This window comes from Butyrivibrio sp. (assembly GCF_017940685.1).
Taxonomy (GTDB): domain Bacteria; phylum Bacillota; class Clostridia; order Lachnospirales; family Lachnospiraceae; genus Butyrivibrio.
This window is the reverse complement of sequence record NZ_JAGAYD010000275.1, coordinates 1-19,420: the sequence shown is the minus strand read 5'-3', so window position 1 is coordinate 19,420 and position 19,420 is coordinate 1. Positions and strand designations below refer to the sequence as shown.

The window sequence follows — 19,420 nt, the reverse complement described above, 5'->3', positions numbered from 1 at the left end:
TATTTGTAATATAATAATGATAATTCAAGAAATGGGCAGCGCTTCTTAACAGGCGGTGCTTTTTTGCGTAAAAAGCTTTGAAAAAAGTACATTTGGCTTTATAATATAAGGTGGCTTAAGTGTATTTAGTGGTGGTTAAGTGGTACACAGCATACTAAACTAGAAGGAGTAACAAAATATGAGTTTGATACCTTACGTCATTGAACAGACCAGCCGTGGTGAGAGATCTTACGACATCTACTCAAGGCTGTTAAAAGAAAGAATCGTATTCCTTGGTGAGGAAGTTAATTCCACATCAGCAAGTATCGTAGTTGCTCAGCTTCTTTTCCTTGAGGCTGAGGATCCTAACAAGGACATTCATATGTACATCAATAGCCCAGGAGGTGAGATCACTTCTGGAATGGCTATTTACGACACAATGAACTACATCAAGTGTGATGTCAGCACAATCTGCATTGGTATGGCAGCCAGCATGGGCGCATTCCTTCTTGCAGGCGGTGCTAAGGGCAAGAGAATGGCTCTTCCTAACGCAGAGATCATGATCCATCAGCCACTTGGCGGAACACAGGGTCAGGCTACTGAAATCGAGATCGCAGCTAAGCATATCCTTAAGACAAAAGAAAAACTCAACAGAATGCTTGCTGAGAACACAGGTAAGCCTTACGAGCAGGTTTGCGCAGATACAGAGCGTGACAACTGGATGAGTGCTCAGGAAGCTCTTGACTATGGACTTATCGATTCAATCGTTGAGAATCGTCCAAGAGAAAAAGAAGATAAATAATTAGTTTCAAGGAGAAAAGATGGCAAAAAATTCCGGAGAGATCAGGTGCTCTTTTTGTAATAAGACACAGGATCAGGTGAAAAAACTTATAGCAGGTCCTGCTGGAGTTTATATTTGCGATGAGTGTGTAGACATCTGTGCAGATATCATCGAGGAAGAGTTTGAAGATGAGCCTGTTGCTGCCAAGGGACAGGAGATCAATCTTTTAAAACCTGTTGAGATCAGGAACTTCCTTGATGAGTATGTAATCGGTCAGGAAGAGGCTAAAAAGGTCCTTGCTGTATCAGTTTACAACCATTACAAGAGAGTACTTGCTCCAAAGAGTGATGATAAGAGTGAAGTTGAGCTTCAGAAGTCCAATATCATCATGATAGGACCAACTGGTTCAGGTAAGACATATCTTGCTCAGACCCTGGCCAAGATCATCAACGTTCCTTTCGCCATTGCAGATGCCACAACTCTTACAGAGGCAGGCTATGTAGGTGAGGACGTTGAGAACATTCTTTTAAAGCTTATTCAGAATGCTGACTATGATATTGAGAGAGCTCAGTACGGTATCGTATATATCGACGAGATCGACAAGATCACTAAAAAGAGTGAGAACGTATCCATCACCAGAGACGTATCAGGTGAAGGTGTTCAGCAGGCTCTTCTTAAGATCGTAGAGGGAACTGTTGCATCTGTTCCTCCTCAGGGCGGAAGAAAGCACCCACATCAGGAGCTTATCCAGATCGACACCAGCAACATCCTGTTTATCTGTGGCGGAGCTTTTGATGGTCTTGATAAGATCGTAGAGGCAAGACTTGACCGAAACTCCATCGGTTTCAACGCTGAGATTGCTGACAAGTCAGAGCGTGAGATCGGAGAGGTCCTCAAAGAGGTTACACCTCAGGATCTTGTTAAGTTCGGACTTATTCCAGAGTTTGTAGGTCGTGTGCCTATCACAGTAACTCTTGAGGGTCTTTCAAAAGAGGCGCTGGTCCGCATCCTTACAGAGCCAAGAAATGCTCTTGTTAAGCAGTACCAGAAGCTGTTTGATTTTGATGATGTTAAGCTTACATTTGAGGATGAGGCAGTTGACAAGATCGCTGCCATGGCCTATGAGAGAGAGACTGGAGCCAGAGGCCTTCGCTCCATTATGGAGAAGGCTATGATGGATGTCATGTACGAGATCCCATCAGATGATTCCATCAACGAGTGCGTCATCACAGAGGCCTGTGTTGAGGGAACCAGCCAGCCGCTTATCGTAAGAGGCAAGGAGCAAAAGAAATTAAAACCAGCGAAGTAATATAAAGGGTTGTGGATCAATTCCACAGCCCTTTTAAATTTTTCAATTATGTAATAAGTGATAATTCAAAGACTTATTCATCTCCGCTTTTTCAATTGTAACGCCCACCTGGGGCCACTCAAGTGGCTTTCACGGCATATCCTCGCAGATACTAGGTGTTTCAAGGTTTTTATGCAACGTTGCCGGCCGTATCTGCTGCGGTATTCCATGGTCCACTTGACTGATCCGGGTGGGCGTTTATTGGTGATCAAGCGGGGATGAATGAGGGGAGTGATCCAGTTCAGTAGCGGCAACGGGGGAAGTTTGGGTTGCGTACAATTATTTTGACTAACAGGTTTTGGCCATATACTACCTTTTGTGCAAATGGGGTACCAAATTAAGCGGCAGTAAATGCAGGGAATAAGCAAATACGTTGCAAAAAGTGCCTAGGGTATCACTAACACGCACAGCACTTATCGATATACTGTAAAAACCATGGTACCCCATTTTGAAAAACAGCCATTTTTAGCACAAAAGTCGCTGAACCCTAAATAATTGTATGCAATTTCAATACTGCGCATGACGGAACTGGTGGCAGAGCAAAAAAAACCATCCCCAATGGCACACCTTCATAGCCCGCTTGATTACCAAAAAACGCCCTGAAGGAATCGGTCAAGGGGATCATGGAATACCGGAGCAGATACGACCGGCCGTAATAGCTGTTAGGCTGGTATTTACGAGTGTCTGCGAGGATATGCCGTGAAAGCCCCTTGAGTGATTTCTTTAGGACGTTACAATTCAAGCAGCGGGATATGAAGTTTTACCTTCCGATAGCTTTATTTGGTGTGTTGTAGCCCTTTAGGGATACGGCCTGGGCGTATTCTCCATAGGCGCCCTTATTAGTAAAGTACATTTCTTTTTCTTTAGGTCCTGAAAGACCAATCCTTAAGACATCAGAATCTATCTCATCAATAGTCATAGTCCACTGTTCATCGTGGCACTTGAATTCAAGAGATATTGAATTTGAAGGCTCTTTAGTTTCTGCTTTTGTCTTGCCATGAGACTTCTGAAGAATATTATAGATAGCTGGCAGGTTGCCCTGATGTACCTTTACTGTGCCATCTGGTCCTTTAGCTACGCAGATATCTGACTCGTTACACAGTACAAATACGTCAACCTTAAACTTCCTGATGCGGCCTGACTCAATGAGCAGGCCTGCAATGAGAACTCCAGACAGCACCAGTGCTGCAATTACTGCTCCAAAAATAATCCCCGTTTTCTTGTTGTTATCAAACTTTTTCATACATTTTCCTTTCTGACTGACATAGTTGTTATCTGTTACATAGAATTGATCTGCGGATCAGTTACCTTCAGCTCATCAGGCCTTGACAGTGGTTTCCCCGTCACCACTGCCATCTGCCTCTGCAAGAAGTTCATCCATGAAATCATAGATGTCGTCCCTTCCCTCTTTAGAAAGAGCTGAGTATGGGAAGATCTTAACATCATCTGGAAGGCCCAGAGTCTGGCGCAGCATATTAAGGTGCTTTTCGTGCTGACTCTTTTTGATCTTGTCAGACTTGGTGGCGATGATTACTGGCTGGAAGCCCTGGTGCACGATCCACTGATACATTTGAACGTCATTGGCTGAAGGCTCATGACGGATGTCGATAAGCAGGAACACTCTAAGAAGCTGCCTGGAGGTGTGAAGATATTTTTCAACCATCTTGCCCCACTGAGCCTTGACCTTCTCTGGAACTCTTGCAAAGCCGTAGCCTGGAAGGTCTACCAGATAGAATTCATTATTTATGTTGTAGTAGTTGATAGTTTGGGTCTTACCTGGCTCCTGAGAGGTGCGGGCGTAATTCTTGCGGTTCATGATGCCATTTATCAGTGAACTCTTTCCTACGTTACTCTTTCCAGCAAAAGCAAACTCCGGATGTTCATTTTCAGGGAGCGTACTGGTTATTCCACAAACTGTTTCAAGATTTACATTCTTAATTACCATAGTTATTATCTCCATTCATTATGTCCATTATAACAAAATCATATTATGTGACAATAAACGAAATAATGTTTCAAAATAGGGCAATTTTACAATTATTTTATGGTTTATATGTTGACGGTAAAACGAATAAAGTAATAACATGGAACGTACCGACGCTCTAAAAAAATGTAATTTGGAGGATAAAGAATGTTAAAGAAAATCAAAGAACAGAAATTTACTATCATTTGCTCCACAGTTTTTTTGGCAGTTATGTTTATGGCGCTGTGCAATATGCCTACAGAGGTAACGGCTGCAAGTAGTGCTTCTGAGGACAGGTATAATAGTCCTAATGATATTCAATAGATATGCCTGATCCATACGCAGAATCTAAGAGGTTTGCAGAGGAGCAGGTTCAGCAGATCCAGGAAGAAGGTGCGAAGGTTGAGCATCAGACTGTTGATGGCATTAAGTCAGGAGCAAATGGACTTTACCTTGCAAATAAGGTTAAGGGCGTTGCAGTAGCTCCAAGCGTATCAAACGAGGGCGGCTCAGCTCTTTATGTACAGACTGTTGATACAGATACAGCAAAGAGTTCAGGAGCTATGGCATCAATAAACAATGTAGCTAATAGATACAGATCAGCCTACTCTGATGAGGCTGGATTACATCAGGCAGATTTTCAGGTTGGCCCTATAGTTGACGTTTACTTCAAAAAGACAGAAAATGGTAAGGTAGTACCAGGAACAGCAAAGGATGTTGACAATATCAAGATTGGTATTCCTGATAGCTTTAAGCAGGAAGGATATTCCTATGGATATGTGCTTGTATTCCCTGGTGGAAAGACGATTTCCGGTATGCAGTGGGGTGAAGAAGCGAAAACAAATTATGTTACAGTAAATTTGGTACACGATACATATAATGATCCTGTAGATTATACTCAGGCAACAATTGCACTGGTTAAGTATGATACCTATGTTAAAAGTGATAATGGTATAACCACTATGGGCGGTGGAAATGAGACCGTTACAAAACCTGGCAACTGATGCTTTACTATTAGCATCATGCAAAGTAGATAATAAAATATGAGCATTCAGCTTGGAATTGCCGTACTGGGCTATGTTCTTTGGAACATGGCCCTGGTACGAGGAAAAGAGAAATATAAGGGGTTAAAGACGATAGTGGCGATATACATGTATCTGCTTTTTATCGTTTGTCCTCTTGCAATTTCTCCTTCCGGAGGATACTTTAACATTGATCTTTTTAAGTTTGGTTTCTTCCTCACCTTCTCGGCTGGATGCTTTTTTTCTGCCCTAATATGGGGGCTTTATACAAGGTTTTGGCGCTATGATCAAATACCAATATCCTTGGTAGATACAATAGCTTTAGTATATCTGTGTTTTTCTTTTGTGGCATTTGTCCTTTCCGGTGGTCCCAACAGGTCTCTTACAGGGGCAGATGGATGGTGGACGGGATTGCTATTTCAGGCGCTTCTGGTATTTCTTTTATTTTCTGTTTCAAAATTTGGAAAATATGCCAATACATGGCTTTATGCAGCCCTAATTACAGGCTGCGCGGTATTCCTTCTTGGGATCCTCAATAGATTTTCTATCGACCCCTTCGGTTTTTACAAAGGAGTTGATCCCTTAGGGCAGATCAGGTTTCTTTCCACAATAGGACAGGCCACCTGGTACTCCACCTATCTATGCCTTTTGTACCCTCTTGGGATATTTCTTTTCACGGCAAAAGAAAAGCCTTTGAGCAAGGTTTTGTCGATCGTATTCATGGTCTTGTCTTCCGCAAGTTTAGTGACTCAGAATTCTGACAGCGCCTATGCGGCTGTTTTCATAGAGTTTGTAATGATAACCGTCATGTATATTGCCCAGGGCGATAAGGTGAGGAGCCTTGGACTTTCCTACATGATCATCTCAATATCAGTAATATCTACTGGATTTTTGGAAAAGATCTTTTCCCTTCGATTTCATCAGATCGACCCTCTGTCAATCTGGGTAGCTCAGGGACCACTTCCTTTTTTGCTGCTTATATTCGGAGCACTGCTTTATTTTGCGGGAGAGGGGCTTTTAAAAAAGAAATCTCCAAAAGTCATAGCTCTTTTCACCCTATGCATAATATTGGCTGCTGGAGCACTGGTAGGGACATTTGCGCTTAGAAAAGGAAACCTTTTGTCGGGCTATGAAAACTTTGACCATAGCTGGGGCAATGGAAGGGGACTTATCTGGACCAGAGTCATGGAGATGTACAGAGATCTTCCGCTGTGGAGAAAAGTTCTTGGCATTGGACCGGGTATGATGTCTGCCTACATGGAAAAGTACACGGAGCTTGTTCTGGATAATGCCCACAATGAGTGGCTGACTGTATTTATTGAAGGAGGCGTATTTGCAGGACTGTCCTATTTTCTGATATTTGTTCTGGCCATCGTAAGAAGTATCAGAGCATCTTTCCTTCAAAAAGATGATAATGGAAGGCTTCTTCTGATAGCCATTGCTGCCGGTGCGGCTGGATATGTGGGGCATGGTATGTTTTGCTACCAGCAGTTTTTGACAACTCCAATGGTGTTTGTTTTGATCGGACTTTCTGAAGCGGTGGCATTTAACAAAGATACAAAAATGTGAGAAAATAGAGTTGATAATTCGATTATGACAAATTGTTGCTGGAGGAAATATGGAAAGACTAAAAGCCCTTAAATGGAATCACATAATTGAAGCCCTGATCATGATAGTCATTGGCTGCGTTCTTATTTTCTGGAGCAATGCAAGCCTTGTAATCATGGCGAGAGCCCTGGCAGTTTTACTGGTACTGGCAGGTGGCGTCATGATCATCAGCTATTTCGTGCACAAGGAGAGGACCATCGCAATGAGCGGCGGCTTTGCCCTGGGAGTTGTGGTTGCAGTCATTGGTGTATGGATTTTCCTAAAGCCTGACACCTTCACAGACCTTATCCCTAAGCTCTTTGGAGTGTTTATCCTTCTTAGCGGCCTCATGAATCTGTGGCAGACAATATCGCTCATAAGATATAAATACGGCTACTGGTGGGTATCCCTTATCTTGGCGCTTATAACTGTAGGCTTTGGTGCATTTCTTTTGTTCTATCCATCTGTGGTAAAAGAGCTATTGGTCAAATTTATCGGTGGATTCCTTGCCTATGACGGACTTTCAAACCTCTGGACCATATCAAGGCTTGGCAAGTTTGAAAGAGCTGTGAAAGGAGAAATGAAAGACGCTGAAGCTGTTGATACAACAGCAGAAATTGTATCCTCAGACAGCGCTGAAAAGTGAGAAATATAGTTGATATTCTGATAGAAAATTTGTGTTGACGACCGGAATACTTTAGTGCTACAATTTGCTAAACCAATGAGAAAGAGGAGTACTTCATTTATGAAGCTCACAGAGAGCGGCTGGTGGTGAGAGGCTGCAGTGGATGAGTGAAGGAATGGGCTTTTGAGGGCGAAGCAAAATGGCAATTGCCAGAGTAGTATTCGACGGGAACTCCCGTTACAGAGTAGAGGAAGTGGTAGCTTTCTCATGAGGGATCGGTTTTACCGATAAACAAGGTGGCACCGCAGGATGATAATACTCCTGTCCTTGTATGAAACTTCATACAGGGACAGGAGTTTTTTACTTTGTAAAAAACAATGATGCGCACTCGTGCGAAAGGAATTTGTTGCTGAAGCAACCGCACTCGGCGCGTGCATGTCGCAAGCGTCATGCAATCAGATAAATGTCCCTAAACTACACTATTATGCGCCGAAAACCGGCAAGGAGGACAAAAAATGGACGTACAGAGCACTGAAAGAAGAGAAGTAGTAGTCGAGGAGAAGAAGGGTCTTGCTAACACCAGAAACCTTATCCTTGTGGGAGTCATGATGGCAGTGGGCATTGTTCTTAGAATGTTTGCAGGGGTCATTGCCCTTGGCAACATGCATCCTAATTTCCTTATCGCAACATACTGCCTGGCTATTCTTATCATCAAGCCAAACCTTAAAGAGGCAGCAGCCATCGGACTTATTTCAGGAGCAATCTCGCAGATCGGAACATCAATGCCATGGCTTGGACTTGGCTCTGAGACCCTGGGAGCAATTGCAATGTGCCTTCTTATAAGGCTTGTTATTCCTAAGTATGTTAAGCCAGTTGTCTGCACATTCCTTGCAACCCTGGTTTCGGGATTTGCATTCGTTGGACTTGCAGCACTCACATATGCCAAGCCAATGCCTGGAGCACAGTTTGTGAGCATGTCGATCGTAACTATTGTGACAGCGCTCCTTAATATGGTCATCGTTACAGTACTTAGCATTCCGGTTAACAAAGTTATGGGGAACAAAGAAGACTAATGATTTCAGTTAAGAATTTAGGATTTGTATATCAGGGCGGCAAGAGCGCTGCCCTTGATGGTATCAATATTGAAATAGCAGATGGAGACTTCGTAGGAATTACCGGCACTTCAGGTGCCGGTAAAACTACGTTTACTTTTGCACTGAGCGGAATAATCCCTCAGAAGATAAAAGGGGATTTTTACGGAGCAGTAACTGTAGATGGTGTGGATACAGCTGTGCACCCTGCAGAAGAATTTGCAAGGAAAGTGGGCCAGGTTTTCCAGGACATAGATTCCCAGATGGTGGCATCTGTGGTGGAGGATGAGATACTCTTTGGCCTTGAGAATTTTGGAGTTCCTTATGAAGAGATAGCAAAGCGCGTGGACAGAGTCCTTAAGGATCTTGGAATAGAGGACCTGCGGGACAGGGAGATAGAGGGCCTTTCAGGCGGACAGAAACAGAAGGTTGCCATAGCATCAATTCTTGCCCTTGAACCTGAAGTGATTGTTCTTGACGAGCCCACAGGTGAACTTGACCCTGAGAGCAGCAGAGAGATATTTAAGATACTGACAGATCTTAACAGAGAAAAAGGTATCACAGTAATAATTGTCGAGCAAAAGATCATGCTCCTTTGTGAGTATGTTAAACATATGATGGTTCTTGATAAGGGAAAGATCGCATTTTACGGAACGCCAGGGGATATGGCTTCTTCCATAGATACCTTCAAGGACCTTGGCATCAACGTTCCAAGAGTAACAGAGCTTTCCGCTTCGCTTATCAGCGAAAAGATATATGACGGCGAGGTTACTCTTACTGTGGACGAAGCAGAAAAAATGGTCAGGAGGATACTGAAATGATACGTTTTGAAAATGTCAGTTTCGGATACTCCGAGAAAAGGCCTATACTTAACGATCTTTCTTTTCACATTGAAAAGGGAGACTTCGTTGCACTGATCGGTGCTAACGGCGCGGGAAAGAGTACCATAAGCCGTCTTGTAAACGGGCTTTTACATCCAACTAAAGGCCATGTATATCTAAACGGAAAAGACACTTTGAAAACCCCGTCCAGTACTCTTGCCAGGGACTGTGGATTTCTTTTCCAGAATCCGGACAGGCAGATCTGCGAAAACACTGTAAAGGATGAGATAGCTTTTTCCATGAAGGCCCAGGGCTGGCCTTCTGATCTTATAGCGGATAGAACCAGGGCAGTTCTTGAAACCTTTGACCTTGACCCTGAGTGGTTCCCGTTTTCCAGGAGCCGCGGAGAGAGGCAGAGGATAGCTCTTGCCAGTGTTCTTGCCTGCGAGCCGGGGCTCCTTATTCTGGATGAGCCAACAACAGGTCTCGACTACCTTGAGTGTATCCGCATCATGGATCATGTCACTGGGCTCAATCAGGAAAAGGGCGTCACAGTCCTTATGGTTAGCCATGACATGGAGCTGGTTCAGTCCTACGCAAAGAACGTTTTGGTATTAAATCATGGACAGATCCTAGGCCAGGGACCTACAAATGAGATGATGAAAAATGTTGAGGTCCTGAAAAAGGCAAGAGTTCTTCCGGCACAGATCCCAGAGCTGGCTCTTCGCTTTGGAGATGAGTTTAAGGATGTGTTTACAGTAGAGGACATGCTTGCTGCCCTTCGTGGCAGGGCAGGGAAGGGAGGTGCGCTATGAACCTTTTAAACTACGTGCCAGGCGACAGCTTCCTTCATAAGCTCAATCCTGTGACCAAGCTTCTTGCGGCATTTCTTTACGGGATAGCAGCTATCATATGCGGAAACGTCTTTGCAGAGGTGGGATTGATCATACTGATGATCCTTATTTCCGCCACCTGCGGCATTGCGAAAAGAGCTATCCTCCTTACAAGGAACCTGTTCTTTTTGGGACTTATCATGTTCGTGATACAGCTCTTTTTCGTAAGAGACGGAGAGCCCCTTGCGGTGATAGGGGGATTTGTTCTGTTTACTACGGGAGGCCTTAAGAGCGCGCTACTATTGTCACTTCGCGTTATTGCAGCCATGCTTCCCTTGATGCTGCTTTTTGCCATAACACAGATGAATGATCTGTGCAACGCACTGGTCAAAAGACTTCATCTGCCCTATCGGTATGCGTTTATTGTTACCACCGCCTTTCGCTTTGTGCCGATTTTTGCCACAGAGTTCCATGACATTCAGGATGCTCAGAAGGCAAGAGGTGTAGACTTTGATACCAAAAACATCTTCAGGAAGATTGGACTTGTTGCGCCGCTGTGCGTGCCACTCCTGGTGTCCAGCCTTAAGAAGGTAGATGTATCAGCTATGTCCGCTGAGATGAGGGGATTTGAACTTAGGGGCTACAAGAGCGGATACAAGGAGTACCCATTTGGAGTGCGGGATCTTGTGACTGTTGCGGTGCTGGTCGCGCTAATTGCGATCACTGCTTTATGGGGTGCTTAATACCAAGCGCCAGATATTTGATATATGATATCGTGTTATGGTCATATAAAACACTTAGATTCAGGTGGAACTATATGTCTTTTTTTAAATATTTGCGTTTCAATGATTGTTTTTGGAATAAATTACATATAAATTCCCTTTGACCCAGTTCATTTATATGTCTTATTTCAGGTCTGCAAGTGAGTATGATCAAAATGGCCAGGAAAAGGCATATAATTTTGGCAGAGAGAAGCATAATTATAGGAAAAATCGTGTGGTTGACATTTTTGACAAGTAGAAATTCATATCAAGTGAGGCAGGAGTAATATGGACTATAATGCAAAGCTGAAATATGGAACTGAGGAAGTTGAGATCAAGGTAAAGGGCGCTGTGTCTGTGGAAGTGTTAAATCCGGATCCGATGCCTGAGATCGAGGATGTGGAGGCAGCATTTTTAGCTGCGGTTACTGATAAGGCCATCGGATCAGAACCTTTGAAGGACAAGATAAGCACTGAAGATAAGGTTACGATTGTAGTATCCGACATCACCAGAAGCTGGATGCACCAGGGGGATATCATAACCCTTCTTGGACATTACCTTCATGATGAGATGAAGGTGCCTTTTGAAAACATCACCATCCTTATAGCTCTTGGCACTCACAGAAAGTCCACGGAGCAGGAAAAAGAAATAATAGCAGGCTCCTATATGTACTCAAATGTTACAGTTATAGACCACGACTGCGACGCTGAGTGCACCTATGTGGGAACAACCTCCAGGGGGACGGAAGTTCGTGTAAATCCTCTTGTTGTGGGCCGCAAAGTCATCGTGGTTGGTGGAACAGTGCATCATATGATGGCAGGCTTTGGAGGAGGAAGAAAGAACATTCTTCCGGGAGTTGCTTCAAGAAAGACCATCCGCCAGAACCACCAGAGGGCCCTTGATCCCAATATCGCCCACTCAGACCCAAGGGTTGGATGTGCTCTTTTGCAGGACAATCCCATAAATGAAGATATGAATGAAGCAGCAGCCTTAGTGGATGTCACCTACGGCATCAACATTGTGGTGGCCACAAGCGGCAGGTTCAGCGGTCTCTTTGGAGGAGACCTGTATGAAGCCTGGAAGGAGAGCTGTCTGTTCCAGAAAAAATGCTACGAGAAGTGGATCGACCACGAGGCAGATATTGTGATTGTAAGTAGCGGCGGAGCCCCAAAGGACATGAACCTTTACCAGGGCTGTAAAGGTATGATGAACGGAATCCGTGCCATGAAGGAAGGCGGACAGATGCTCTGGCTCTGCAAGTGCCCAGAAGGGTGCGGAGCCCCCGACTATACAGCATGGCTTTCGCCACTTAAAGAGGGAAACCTTGACCCTGCTCTCAGGGCCGATTTTACCATCGGCGGCTTCATCTTTTACCTTACTGTTGAGAACCTTAAAAAGGGAGAAGTCAGGATACTTACAACCATCGATAACGACACCACAGAGCCCATGGGAATGAAGGCCTTCACCGATGCCTCACTATTTACTCAGGGCATAGACTTTACCGGCAAGAGCGTCTACGTTATCCCCTACGGCGGCAGCGTAGTTCCAATGGTAGAGGGTGTCGACTAAATGCCAAAAGAACTGTCCCCGTGGCATGTACCCGTGTCATGTATTAACGCGAGTGGAAACTGTGAATGGTAAACTACCCAGAAAAAGAGCTCACGAAATGTGGGCTCTTTTTGTGCTATTATAAAAAAGATTTCACTTTAATAAAGGAGTGCAAAAATGAGACTGGAAGAGATAAATATCAGAGATCCTTTTGTTTTGCCATATGAGGGCGTTTACTACATGTACGGAACCAGGGCTAAGACCTGTTGGGGAAAGGCGGATGGCTTTGACTGCTATACAAGCAGGGACCTTGTTTCCTGGGAGGGACCATTTGAAGTGTTCCACAAGCCTGAAGATTTCTGGGCTGATAAGAATTACTGGGCTCCGGAAGTACATGTGTATAAAGGGGCTTTTTATATGTTTGCAACCTTTAATTCTGAGGCCCTGGATATGAAGGGAACCATGATCCTTAAGGCTGAAAAGCCTCTTGGACCATTTAAGATACACAGTGAAGGCAAGATAACACCAGATGAGTGGAACTGTCTGGATGGTACATTTTATCTGTCGCCGGAGGGAAAGCCATATATGGTTTTCTCCCATGAGTGGATGGATATTGGAGATGGGCAGATATGCGCAGTGGAACTTTCAGAAGACCTGAAAAGACCTGTGTCTGAGCCAAGAACTCTTTTTGCTGCATCGCAGGCGCAGCCCTGGGTTAAGAGTATAACTCACAGGTTGTGGGATGGCCCTGTGTACGTCACTGACGGCCCTTTCCTTCACAGACTAAAAAGCGGAGAGCTGATAATGCTCTGGGCCACCATGGCAGGATCTGGGTATGCTGAAGGCATCGCCCGCTCAGACAACGGGGATATAAGCGGGAACTGGTCGGTGGATGACAAGCCACTTTTTGACAAGGACGGGGGCCACGGAATGCTGTTTGAGACCTTTGAAGGGGAGCTTTTCCTGGTGCTCCACCAGCCCAATGAGACTCCAAAGGAGCACCCTGTATTTATCGAGATGGACGAAAAAGAGATTTCTAAGAACTAGTTTTTTCTGAGGTGGAAAATGTTTGAGGAAGTTTACAAAGGTGAATTTAACGGTATCGCAGTTGGAAGAGTAAAAAGAAATCAGGACTTCACCAAGGGTCTTGGATTTTATCACAACGAATACCAGATGCAGTACATATTTGACGGGGAGAGATATTTCTTTTACCAGGGAACCTGTTACCGCATGATGCCGGGAACCATCACCATAATCGACAAGAGCAAAATAGCCAAGACCAACATCATCGGCGGAAGCCATCACGACAGGCTCCTTATTGAACTTAAGGAGAGCGCCATCGCCCCAATGTGCAGCATGTTTGGCGTTGATGTGAAAAAGTTCTTTTCCGAACACCACGGTGTTTATCAGGTTTCTGAGGATGAGTATTTCCAGGACATCCTTACAAACATTGAAAAGCTGGCCATTGGGAAAAGGAGCGCTTCTACCGAGGGCAGGATAAAGCTTGAGATCATGAAGATATTCATTGAACAGGACAGGCTTCAGAAAAGAAAGCTCGGAAAGCTCAACGAAGCTGGCGTTAAGCCCCACATCGAGAAGCAGAAAAAGGTTCACCAGGTGGCGGATTACATTGCGGAAAACTATGAGAAGATCGACTCTGTGTCTGAGCTGGCGGACCAGTTCTACATGAGCAAGGCGTACCTGTGCAGGATTTTCAGGGAGGTCACAAACTTCACCATCTCTGAATATATAAACCTCTACAGGATCGTTGCCAGTAAGCAGTATCTTATGGACGAAAATATGAGCATGGCAGAGATCGCAAATCGCCTTGGATACGACAGTCTGACCTATTTTGAGAGAGTGTTCAAAAAGCAGATGAAGGTATCTCCGCTTCAGTACCGCAAATCTGTTTTAAAGGTGCGGTAAATATAGTTTGAAAATTAAAAGGGTTTTCACTTTGTTGTCACAAATGCCCTAAAATATTGAAAATCCCTCCTTCTAGTTATAAGATTTTAACAACAAAAGACGTCTTGAAAAGTTATGAATTTAAACACAAGTGAGAAGGAAATGTTGCAATAGTTCTATTTTTTGAACCAAAGCAACAGGGATATTGGAGGAAAAAATGAAGAAAAAGTTAGTGAGTTTACTAATGGCGATGGCCATGATTACAGGTTCACTTGCAGGCTGTGGAAGTCAGGCAGAGAACGCTACAGCTGATACACAGACAGATGCTCCAGCTGATGCTAATGCTGCAGAGGCTCCTGCTCAGACAGAGACAAAAGAAGAAGCTCCTGCTTCTGATGAGCCAATTACACTTCGTATGGCTTGGTGGGGATCACAGGACAGACACGATAAGACAATCGCAGCAATCGAGCTCTATGAGAGCCTTAATCCTAACGTAACAATTGAATACGAGTACTACTCATTTGATGATTATTTTACAAAGCTAAAAACACTGGTTGCTTCTGATGAAGTGTGGGATGTTTTCCAGCTTGGTGGAAACTTCCCAATGTATCTTGATAAGATCTGCCCACTTGATGAGTACATCGCTTCAGGTGTTGTGGATGTGTCCAAGATCTCAGAGGCAAACCTTAAGACCACAAGAGAGACTGATGGAACACAGCTTGGCCTTACAAACGGAATCAACACTTACGGTATAGCTTATGATCCTGCCATGTTTGAGGAGGCAGGAGCAGAGCTTCCTAAGGAAGACTGGACATGGGAAGACTACCAGAAGGCAGCAGATACAATTACAGAAAAGCTTGGAATCTTTGGCTCTTCCACATTCCTTACTTCAGACTTTATCGCAGGTTGTTCAACATACATTGGACAGCAGGGAGACCTTGGTCAGTACAGCTTCTTTAACCTTGACCTCACAGGAATGGGATTCGATGATCCACAGATGCTCACCCCTTTCATCCAAATGAGAGCAGATATGATAAAGAAGGGATCCTATCCTGATGCAGGTGCCTCTGCAGAGGTTACAAACATTGAGAACGACTTCCTGGTAACAGGAGAGGCTGCAATGACATGGGTTGCTGTAAACCAGTTCCCTACAATCTACAATGTTTGTGCAGATCAGGGAAGAGAGCTTGCTCTTGCACCTCTTCCAAAGGTTACAGCAGGTGGCAATTCCGGAGCTCTGATCCAGTCCTCCCAGATGCTTTGCGTCTCACAGGATTCAGAGCACAAGGAAGCCGCTGCAGCATTCATCAGCTGGTTTGAGAACGACATCGACTGCAACAATATCCTTCAGGCTGAAAGAGGAATTCCCGCTAACGAAGACGTAAGAGCAGCACTTTCAGCATCTGCAACAAAGGGTCAGCAGATCATGTACGACTATGTAGATTCTGTCAGCAAGAATCCAACACCTAAGGAGTACAACGTTCTTTCTCCAGATGGACAGGATCAGGTACAGGACAATTACCTTAACTACATCCAGCAGGTTGTAAGTGGAGAGATCACAGCAGCAGAGGCAGCAGAAAAGACCTATGCCGATGCCGAGGCTATTTTCAAGTAATTATTTAGTTCAGAAAAATCCTGCTCGCCTAAAAACGGGCAGGATTTCTTTTTCCTAAGGATTTTGAAAGGGGAGTTTTTTCATGGGAGATATGAAGAAAACCAAAGCAGATACCCTCAGCAGTTTTCTTAATAATGACAATGTTGTGGGTCATGTCTTCGCAGCACCATTTATCTTTGGATTTGTCTGCTTTTCATTTATTCCGATCTGCATGTCGCTTTACTATGCATTCACGGATTATTCACTTGGAAGCAAGATGGCAGTGTTTGTGGGACTTGAAAATTTCTTTAAGCTGTTTAAGGACGAAGTATTCCTAAAGTCAATAAACAAGACCCTGCAGTACGTATTTATCGCAGTGCCATTTAAGCTTACCTTCGCCCTATTGGTGGCATTTCTTTTAACAAGAAAAAGCAAAATGGTAACCTTCTACAGGTCACTATATTATGTGCCATCACTTGTTGGCGGATCAGTGGCTGTAGCCCTTGTCTGGAAGCAGCTCTTTGCCAGAAAAGGTCTTTTTAACTCAGTCCTGGTGAATATGGGATTTGAAAAGATAAACTGGTTTGGAAGCGAAGCTCTTGCCATCTATCCTCTTATCCTGATGGCAGTGTGGCAGTTTGGATCTTCCATGATCATTTTTGCAGCAGGGCTAAAAGAGATTCCAACGACCTATTATGAGGCTTCTGAAATTGACGGAGCAAATGGCTTTCAGAGATTCTTTAAGATCACTCTGCCCTGTCTTTCACCTATCATTTTGTACAACCTTATAATGCAGACAATTTCAGCCTTCATGACCTTTACCCAGGCCTTTGTCATCACGGGAGGCGGACCAAATAACGCCACAATGCTCTATGCCCTCAACGTGTACAACCAGGCATTTAAGTACAACAACATGGGCTACGCCTGTGCCATGAGCTGGGTGATGCTGGTAGTCATGAGTCTTATCACACTTGTGATATTCAGAACCTCCAAGTTCTGGGTATTTAGCGAATCAGAAGGTTAAGGGGGCAGATCAGGATGAGAGAAAAGAAACTTGTAATGAAGATCATTTATCATCTGTTTGTCCTTATGTTTGGATTTGTGATGATATATCCGGTTCTATGGATGATAAGCGGATCCTTTAAGGATAATGCTGAGATCCTAAGAGGAACCTTAAGCCTTGTTCCCGAGGTTTTCAAATCCTCAAACTACCACACAGGCTGGAAGGGCTTTGGCGGAACAAGCTTTGCTACATTTTTTAAGAATTCACTTTTTGTAACTACAATTGCAACCTTTGGAACAGTGCTGTCTTCATCCCTTGTGGCCTATTCTTTTTCAAGGATAAAGTTCAGGGGAAGGAAGCTCTGGTTTACCTTTATGCTGGCAACAATGATGCTTCCAGGACAGGTCATCATGATCCCTCAGTACCTTATTTACTACAGGCTGGGCCTGGTACCTGGATATGTTCCGCTGATCCTTCCTTACTTTTGCGGACAGGCATTCTTCATCTATCAGATGATGCAGTTCATGCAGGGTATTCCAAGGGAGCTTGACGAGGCAGCTAAAATAGACGGATGCAGCAAGTATGGCATTTACGCAAGGATCATCCTGCCACTTTTAAAGCCTGCAATTGTTACGACCATCATAATCCAGTTTTACTGGAAGTGGGATGATTACATGGGACCACTGCTTTACCTGTCAAGACCTCAGTCCTACACGGCATCGATCGCCATCAAGCTCTTTGCAGACTCTGCGTCAGTTACAGATTATGGAGCAATGTTCGCCATGTCCACACTGTCACTTATTCCTGTATTTTTAATCTTCCTGTTCTTCAACAAGTACCTTGTTGAGGGCATTGGAACAAGTGGCCTGAAGGGATGATTTTATGGAAGAAACTAAAGTAGTTTTTAAGATTTCAGATAGACTTCTGCAAAAGCTTTTTGACTCTGCGGAAGAAAAGTGCAGGCTCAACGTTAAGTCTTTTGCCGGAAGAAACGTCCTTATTGAGGGCGGCGGCTACAACAAGGTGTGGATCGAGACCCAGCCCATGGGCGGTGCCATGTATGGGAAAAGAAATCTCGAAGTAGCCTTAAACAATCAGAAAATATTCATGGACAATCAAAGAAGCGATGGAAGGCTTCCTGGAAGCATTGAGTGCGTGAAAGATGCGGTGGTTCCCCAGTACGACAAGTTTCAGGGGTTCTGTTTTCCCGGTCCTGCCCTTGATGTTTACTACATGACAGGAAAAAATCCTGCTTACCTTGATCAGCTCTATGAAGTGCTAAAAAAATATGATGAGTACCTGTGGAAAGTCCGTGACTCAGACAATGACGGATGTCTTGAGAGCTGGTGTAAATATGACACCGGAGAGGACAACGCTGTAAGATACGGCGATGCGCCTGATTACTGGGAGAGCGATGAGCCGCCCAAGGGCTTTGAAGTTGTGCCCATGGCTTCGATGGATTTTATGAGTTATTCCTATGCTGCCAGGGATGCCATGGCTGAGATCGCTGAGATAAAGGGCGATAAAGAGCTCTCTGACCGCCACAGGCAGGATGCGGATGAGCTTAAGAAAAGAATCCGTGACATTCTGTGGGATGAGGAAAAAGGAGCCTTCTTTGACAGGAACAATAAGCATGAAAAGATGGATACGCTTATCCACAATAATCTCAGGATGATGTACTGGAAGAGTATGTTTCCTAAGGATGCAAAGAGGTTTGTAAGTGAGCATCTCTTAAATGAAAAAGAGTTCTGGACAAAGATGCCGCTTCCATCGGTTTCTGTTTCAGATCCTTTATACAGAAATGAGAATGTAAACAACTGGAGCGGACAGGCTCAGGCCCTTACCTATCAAAGAGCCATAACAGCCCTGGAAAATTATGGCTATTATGACCTTATCCCAAAGCTTGGAAGAAAGCTCTTTGAGGCAATAGGAGAGGACTGCATTTTTGTTCAGCAGTATGACCCCTTTACCATGAAACCATCACTTGAAGGCGTTGATGGAAATCAGGATGCATATGGACCGGCCATGCTTGCAGTACTAGAGTATATCAGCAGGATGTATGGAGTTGTGGCCCTTAGGGACAGGCTGATCTGGAGCAGTGTAAAAGAAAGCACCGGCTACTATGAACAGTATTTAAATGGCCATGTCTATAAGCTTGAGCATGTTAAGGAAAAGGCTTATGCATTTATAGATGACAGACAGATCTGCTGCTTTGACAGAGGCGTAAGGCTTGAAACTGACTTAGAAGGAAAGGAATTATACAGATACAATGGTCTATAACATTTTAGACTATGGCGCTGTGTCTGACGGAGAGACAAAGTGCACCGCTGCCATACAAAAAGCAATTGATGACTGCAGTTCTACAGGCGGAAGAGTGCTGATACCTGCAGGGCGTTTCCTTTCAGGGACTTTGCGTCTTAAGTCAGATGTGGAGCTGCACCTTGAGCACGGCGCCCGCCTTATTTCCAGCCTTGATGAAAAGGATATTATCGATTATTTCAGGGAATGTGGCGATGACAATGAAGTGGACGGCTGGGAAGGGGGATGCTTTCTCTTTGC

At 44.3% G+C, this 19,420-nt stretch carries 20 protein-coding genes and 1 other annotated feature; of the genes, 18 read left to right on the top strand and 2 right to left on the bottom strand.

Annotation, left to right across the window (positions count from 1 at the left end):
• Positions 1-178 precede the first annotated feature (178 nt).
• Positions 179-781 (top strand): ATP-dependent Clp endopeptidase proteolytic subunit ClpP, encoded by a 603-nt coding sequence (gene clpP, locus J6I68_RS16700; RefSeq protein ID WP_292203222.1) that lies wholly within the window; start codon positions 179-181, stop codon positions 779-781.
• A 19-nt stretch (positions 782-800) separates the two neighbouring features.
• Positions 801-2,069 (top strand): ATP-dependent Clp protease ATP-binding subunit ClpX, encoded by a 1,269-nt coding sequence (gene clpX, locus J6I68_RS16695; RefSeq protein WP_292221959.1) that lies wholly within the window; start codon positions 801-803, stop codon positions 2,067-2,069.
• Between the two features lie 799 nt (positions 2,070-2,868).
• Here the strand turns inward: clpX and J6I68_RS16690 are convergent.
• Both J6I68_RS16690 and yihA read right to left on the bottom strand, forming a co-directional pair.
• Complete coding sequence (locus tag J6I68_RS16690) at positions 2,869-3,351, bottom strand: hypothetical protein (protein WP_292221958.1); 483 nt, start codon at positions 3,349-3,351, stop codon at positions 2,869-2,871.
• A gap of 75 nt (positions 3,352-3,426) precedes the next feature.
• Complete coding sequence (yihA, locus tag J6I68_RS16685) at positions 3,427-4,053, bottom strand: ribosome biogenesis GTP-binding protein YihA/YsxC (RefSeq protein WP_292221956.1); 627 nt, start codon at positions 4,051-4,053, stop codon at positions 3,427-3,429.
• A 186-nt stretch (positions 4,054-4,239) separates the two neighbouring features.
• Here yihA and J6I68_RS16680 point away from each other — a divergent pair, with 186 nt between their 5' ends.
• From J6I68_RS16680 to J6I68_RS16605, 16 genes are all read left to right on the top strand, one after another.
• Positions 4,240-4,395, top strand: a complete 156-nt coding sequence (locus tag J6I68_RS16680) for a hypothetical protein (protein ID WP_292221954.1) — start codon at positions 4,240-4,242, stop codon at positions 4,393-4,395.
• A gap of 2 nt (positions 4,396-4,397) precedes the next feature.
• On the top strand, positions 4,398-5,075 hold the full coding sequence (locus tag J6I68_RS16675) for a hypothetical protein (protein ID WP_292221953.1): 678 nt from the start codon (positions 4,398-4,400) through the stop codon (positions 5,073-5,075).
• Positions 5,076-5,114: 39 nt separating this feature from the next.
• Entirely contained in the window at positions 5,115-6,662 is a 1,548-nt protein-coding gene (locus J6I68_RS16670) for an O-antigen ligase family protein (protein ID WP_292221952.1), read from the top strand.
• Between the two features lie 49 nt (positions 6,663-6,711).
• Positions 6,712-7,326 (top strand): HdeD family acid-resistance protein, encoded by a 615-nt coding sequence (locus J6I68_RS16665; protein WP_292221951.1) that lies wholly within the window; start codon positions 6,712-6,714, stop codon positions 7,324-7,326.
• Positions 7,327-7,392: 66 nt separating this feature from the next.
• Positions 7,393-7,637: a binding site (T-box leader), on the top strand.
• Positions 7,638-7,820: 183 nt separating this feature from the next.
• Positions 7,821-8,378 carry a hypothetical protein gene (locus J6I68_RS16660; RefSeq protein WP_292203218.1) on the top strand — a complete coding sequence of 186 codons (558 nt, stop codon included), beginning with the start codon at positions 7,821-7,823 and terminating at the stop codon, positions 8,376-8,378.
• The gene (locus tag J6I68_RS16655) at positions 8,378-9,217 is read left to right on the top strand and encodes an energy-coupling factor ABC transporter ATP-binding protein (protein ID WP_292221950.1); all 840 of its coding nucleotides are present in this window, start codon (positions 8,378-8,380) and stop codon (positions 9,215-9,217) included. Before J6I68_RS16660 ends, J6I68_RS16655 begins: the two co-directional genes overlap by 1 nt.
• Positions 9,214-10,032: an energy-coupling factor ABC transporter ATP-binding protein gene (locus J6I68_RS16650; RefSeq protein ID WP_292221949.1), complete on the top strand. Its 819-nt coding sequence runs from the start codon at positions 9,214-9,216 to the stop codon at positions 10,030-10,032. The genes J6I68_RS16655 and J6I68_RS16650 overlap by 4 nt, the downstream gene beginning before the upstream one ends.
• Positions 10,029-10,793: an energy-coupling factor transporter transmembrane component T family protein gene (locus J6I68_RS16645; RefSeq protein WP_292221947.1), complete on the top strand. Its 765-nt coding sequence runs from the start codon at positions 10,029-10,031 to the stop codon at positions 10,791-10,793. Before J6I68_RS16650 ends, J6I68_RS16645 begins: the two co-directional genes overlap by 4 nt.
• A gap of 306 nt (positions 10,794-11,099) precedes the next feature.
• A complete protein-coding gene (gene larA, locus J6I68_RS16640) occupies positions 11,100-12,380 on the top strand; it encodes a nickel-dependent lactate racemase (RefSeq protein ID WP_292221945.1) in 1,281 nt (426 codons plus the stop codon).
• A 156-nt stretch (positions 12,381-12,536) separates the two neighbouring features.
• Complete coding sequence (locus J6I68_RS16635; protein WP_292221943.1) at positions 12,537-13,406, top strand: glycoside hydrolase family 43 protein; 870 nt, start codon at positions 12,537-12,539, stop codon at positions 13,404-13,406.
• An 18-nt stretch (positions 13,407-13,424) separates the two neighbouring features.
• Positions 13,425-14,285, top strand: a complete 861-nt coding sequence (locus tag J6I68_RS16630) for a helix-turn-helix domain-containing protein (protein WP_292221941.1) — start codon at positions 13,425-13,427, stop codon at positions 14,283-14,285.
• Between the two features lie 196 nt (positions 14,286-14,481).
• A complete protein-coding gene (locus J6I68_RS16625) occupies positions 14,482-15,879 on the top strand; it encodes an ABC transporter substrate-binding protein (RefSeq protein ID WP_292221939.1) in 1,398 nt (465 codons plus the stop codon).
• An 82-nt stretch (positions 15,880-15,961) separates the two neighbouring features.
• Complete coding sequence (locus J6I68_RS16620; RefSeq protein WP_330622565.1) at positions 15,962-16,882, top strand: carbohydrate ABC transporter permease; 921 nt, start codon at positions 15,962-15,964, stop codon at positions 16,880-16,882.
• A gap of 14 nt (positions 16,883-16,896) precedes the next feature.
• Positions 16,897-17,739, top strand: coding sequence for a carbohydrate ABC transporter permease (locus J6I68_RS16615; protein ID WP_292221937.1), 843 nt, complete (start codon positions 16,897-16,899; stop codon positions 17,737-17,739).
• A 4-nt stretch (positions 17,740-17,743) separates the two neighbouring features.
• Positions 17,744-19,141 (top strand): MGH1-like glycoside hydrolase domain-containing protein, encoded by a 1,398-nt coding sequence (locus tag J6I68_RS16610; RefSeq protein WP_292221935.1) that lies wholly within the window; start codon positions 17,744-17,746, stop codon positions 19,139-19,141.
• Positions 19,131-19,420, top strand: a 290-nt coding sequence (locus J6I68_RS16605; RefSeq protein WP_292221934.1) for a glycosyl hydrolase family 28-related protein, incomplete at its 3' end; no start/stop codon positions are given. The genes J6I68_RS16610 and J6I68_RS16605, both read left to right, overlap by 11 nt.

Bases quoted from the DNA above. Each gene is read 5' to 3' on its own strand.
- clpP (WP_292203222.1), top strand. From the start codon at position 179: ATGAGTTTGATACCTTACGTCATTGAACAGACCAGCCGTGGTGAGAGA.
- clpX (WP_292221959.1), top strand. From the start codon at position 801: ATGGCAAAAAATTCCGGAGAGATCAGGTGCTCTTTTTGTAATAAGACA.
- J6I68_RS16690 (WP_292221958.1), bottom strand. From the start codon at position 3,351: ATGAAAAAGTTTGATAACAACAAGAAAACGGGGATTATTTTTGGAGCA.
- yihA (WP_292221956.1), bottom strand. From the start codon at position 4,053: ATGGTAATTAAGAATGTAAATCTTGAAACAGTTTGTGGAATAACCAGT.
- J6I68_RS16680 (WP_292221954.1), top strand. From the start codon at position 4,240: ATGTTAAAGAAAATCAAAGAACAGAAATTTACTATCATTTGCTCCACA.
- J6I68_RS16675 (WP_292221953.1), top strand. From the start codon at position 4,398: ATGCCTGATCCATACGCAGAATCTAAGAGGTTTGCAGAGGAGCAGGTT.
- J6I68_RS16670 (WP_292221952.1), top strand. From the start codon at position 5,115: ATGAGCATTCAGCTTGGAATTGCCGTACTGGGCTATGTTCTTTGGAAC.
- J6I68_RS16665 (WP_292221951.1), top strand. From the start codon at position 6,712: ATGGAAAGACTAAAAGCCCTTAAATGGAATCACATAATTGAAGCCCTG.
- J6I68_RS16660 (WP_292203218.1), top strand. From the start codon at position 7,821: ATGGACGTACAGAGCACTGAAAGAAGAGAAGTAGTAGTCGAGGAGAAG.
- J6I68_RS16655 (WP_292221950.1), top strand. From the start codon at position 8,378: ATGATTTCAGTTAAGAATTTAGGATTTGTATATCAGGGCGGCAAGAGC.
- J6I68_RS16650 (WP_292221949.1), top strand. From the start codon at position 9,214: ATGATACGTTTTGAAAATGTCAGTTTCGGATACTCCGAGAAAAGGCCT.
- J6I68_RS16645 (WP_292221947.1), top strand. From the start codon at position 10,029: ATGAACCTTTTAAACTACGTGCCAGGCGACAGCTTCCTTCATAAGCTC.
- larA (WP_292221945.1), top strand. From the start codon at position 11,100: ATGGACTATAATGCAAAGCTGAAATATGGAACTGAGGAAGTTGAGATC.
- J6I68_RS16635 (WP_292221943.1), top strand. From the start codon at position 12,537: ATGAGACTGGAAGAGATAAATATCAGAGATCCTTTTGTTTTGCCATAT.
- J6I68_RS16630 (WP_292221941.1), top strand. From the start codon at position 13,425: ATGTTTGAGGAAGTTTACAAAGGTGAATTTAACGGTATCGCAGTTGGA.
- J6I68_RS16625 (WP_292221939.1), top strand. From the start codon at position 14,482: ATGAAGAAAAAGTTAGTGAGTTTACTAATGGCGATGGCCATGATTACA.
- J6I68_RS16620 (WP_330622565.1), top strand. From the start codon at position 15,962: ATGGGAGATATGAAGAAAACCAAAGCAGATACCCTCAGCAGTTTTCTT.
- J6I68_RS16615 (WP_292221937.1), top strand. From the start codon at position 16,897: ATGAGAGAAAAGAAACTTGTAATGAAGATCATTTATCATCTGTTTGTC.
- J6I68_RS16610 (WP_292221935.1), top strand. From the start codon at position 17,744: ATGGAAGAAACTAAAGTAGTTTTTAAGATTTCAGATAGACTTCTGCAA.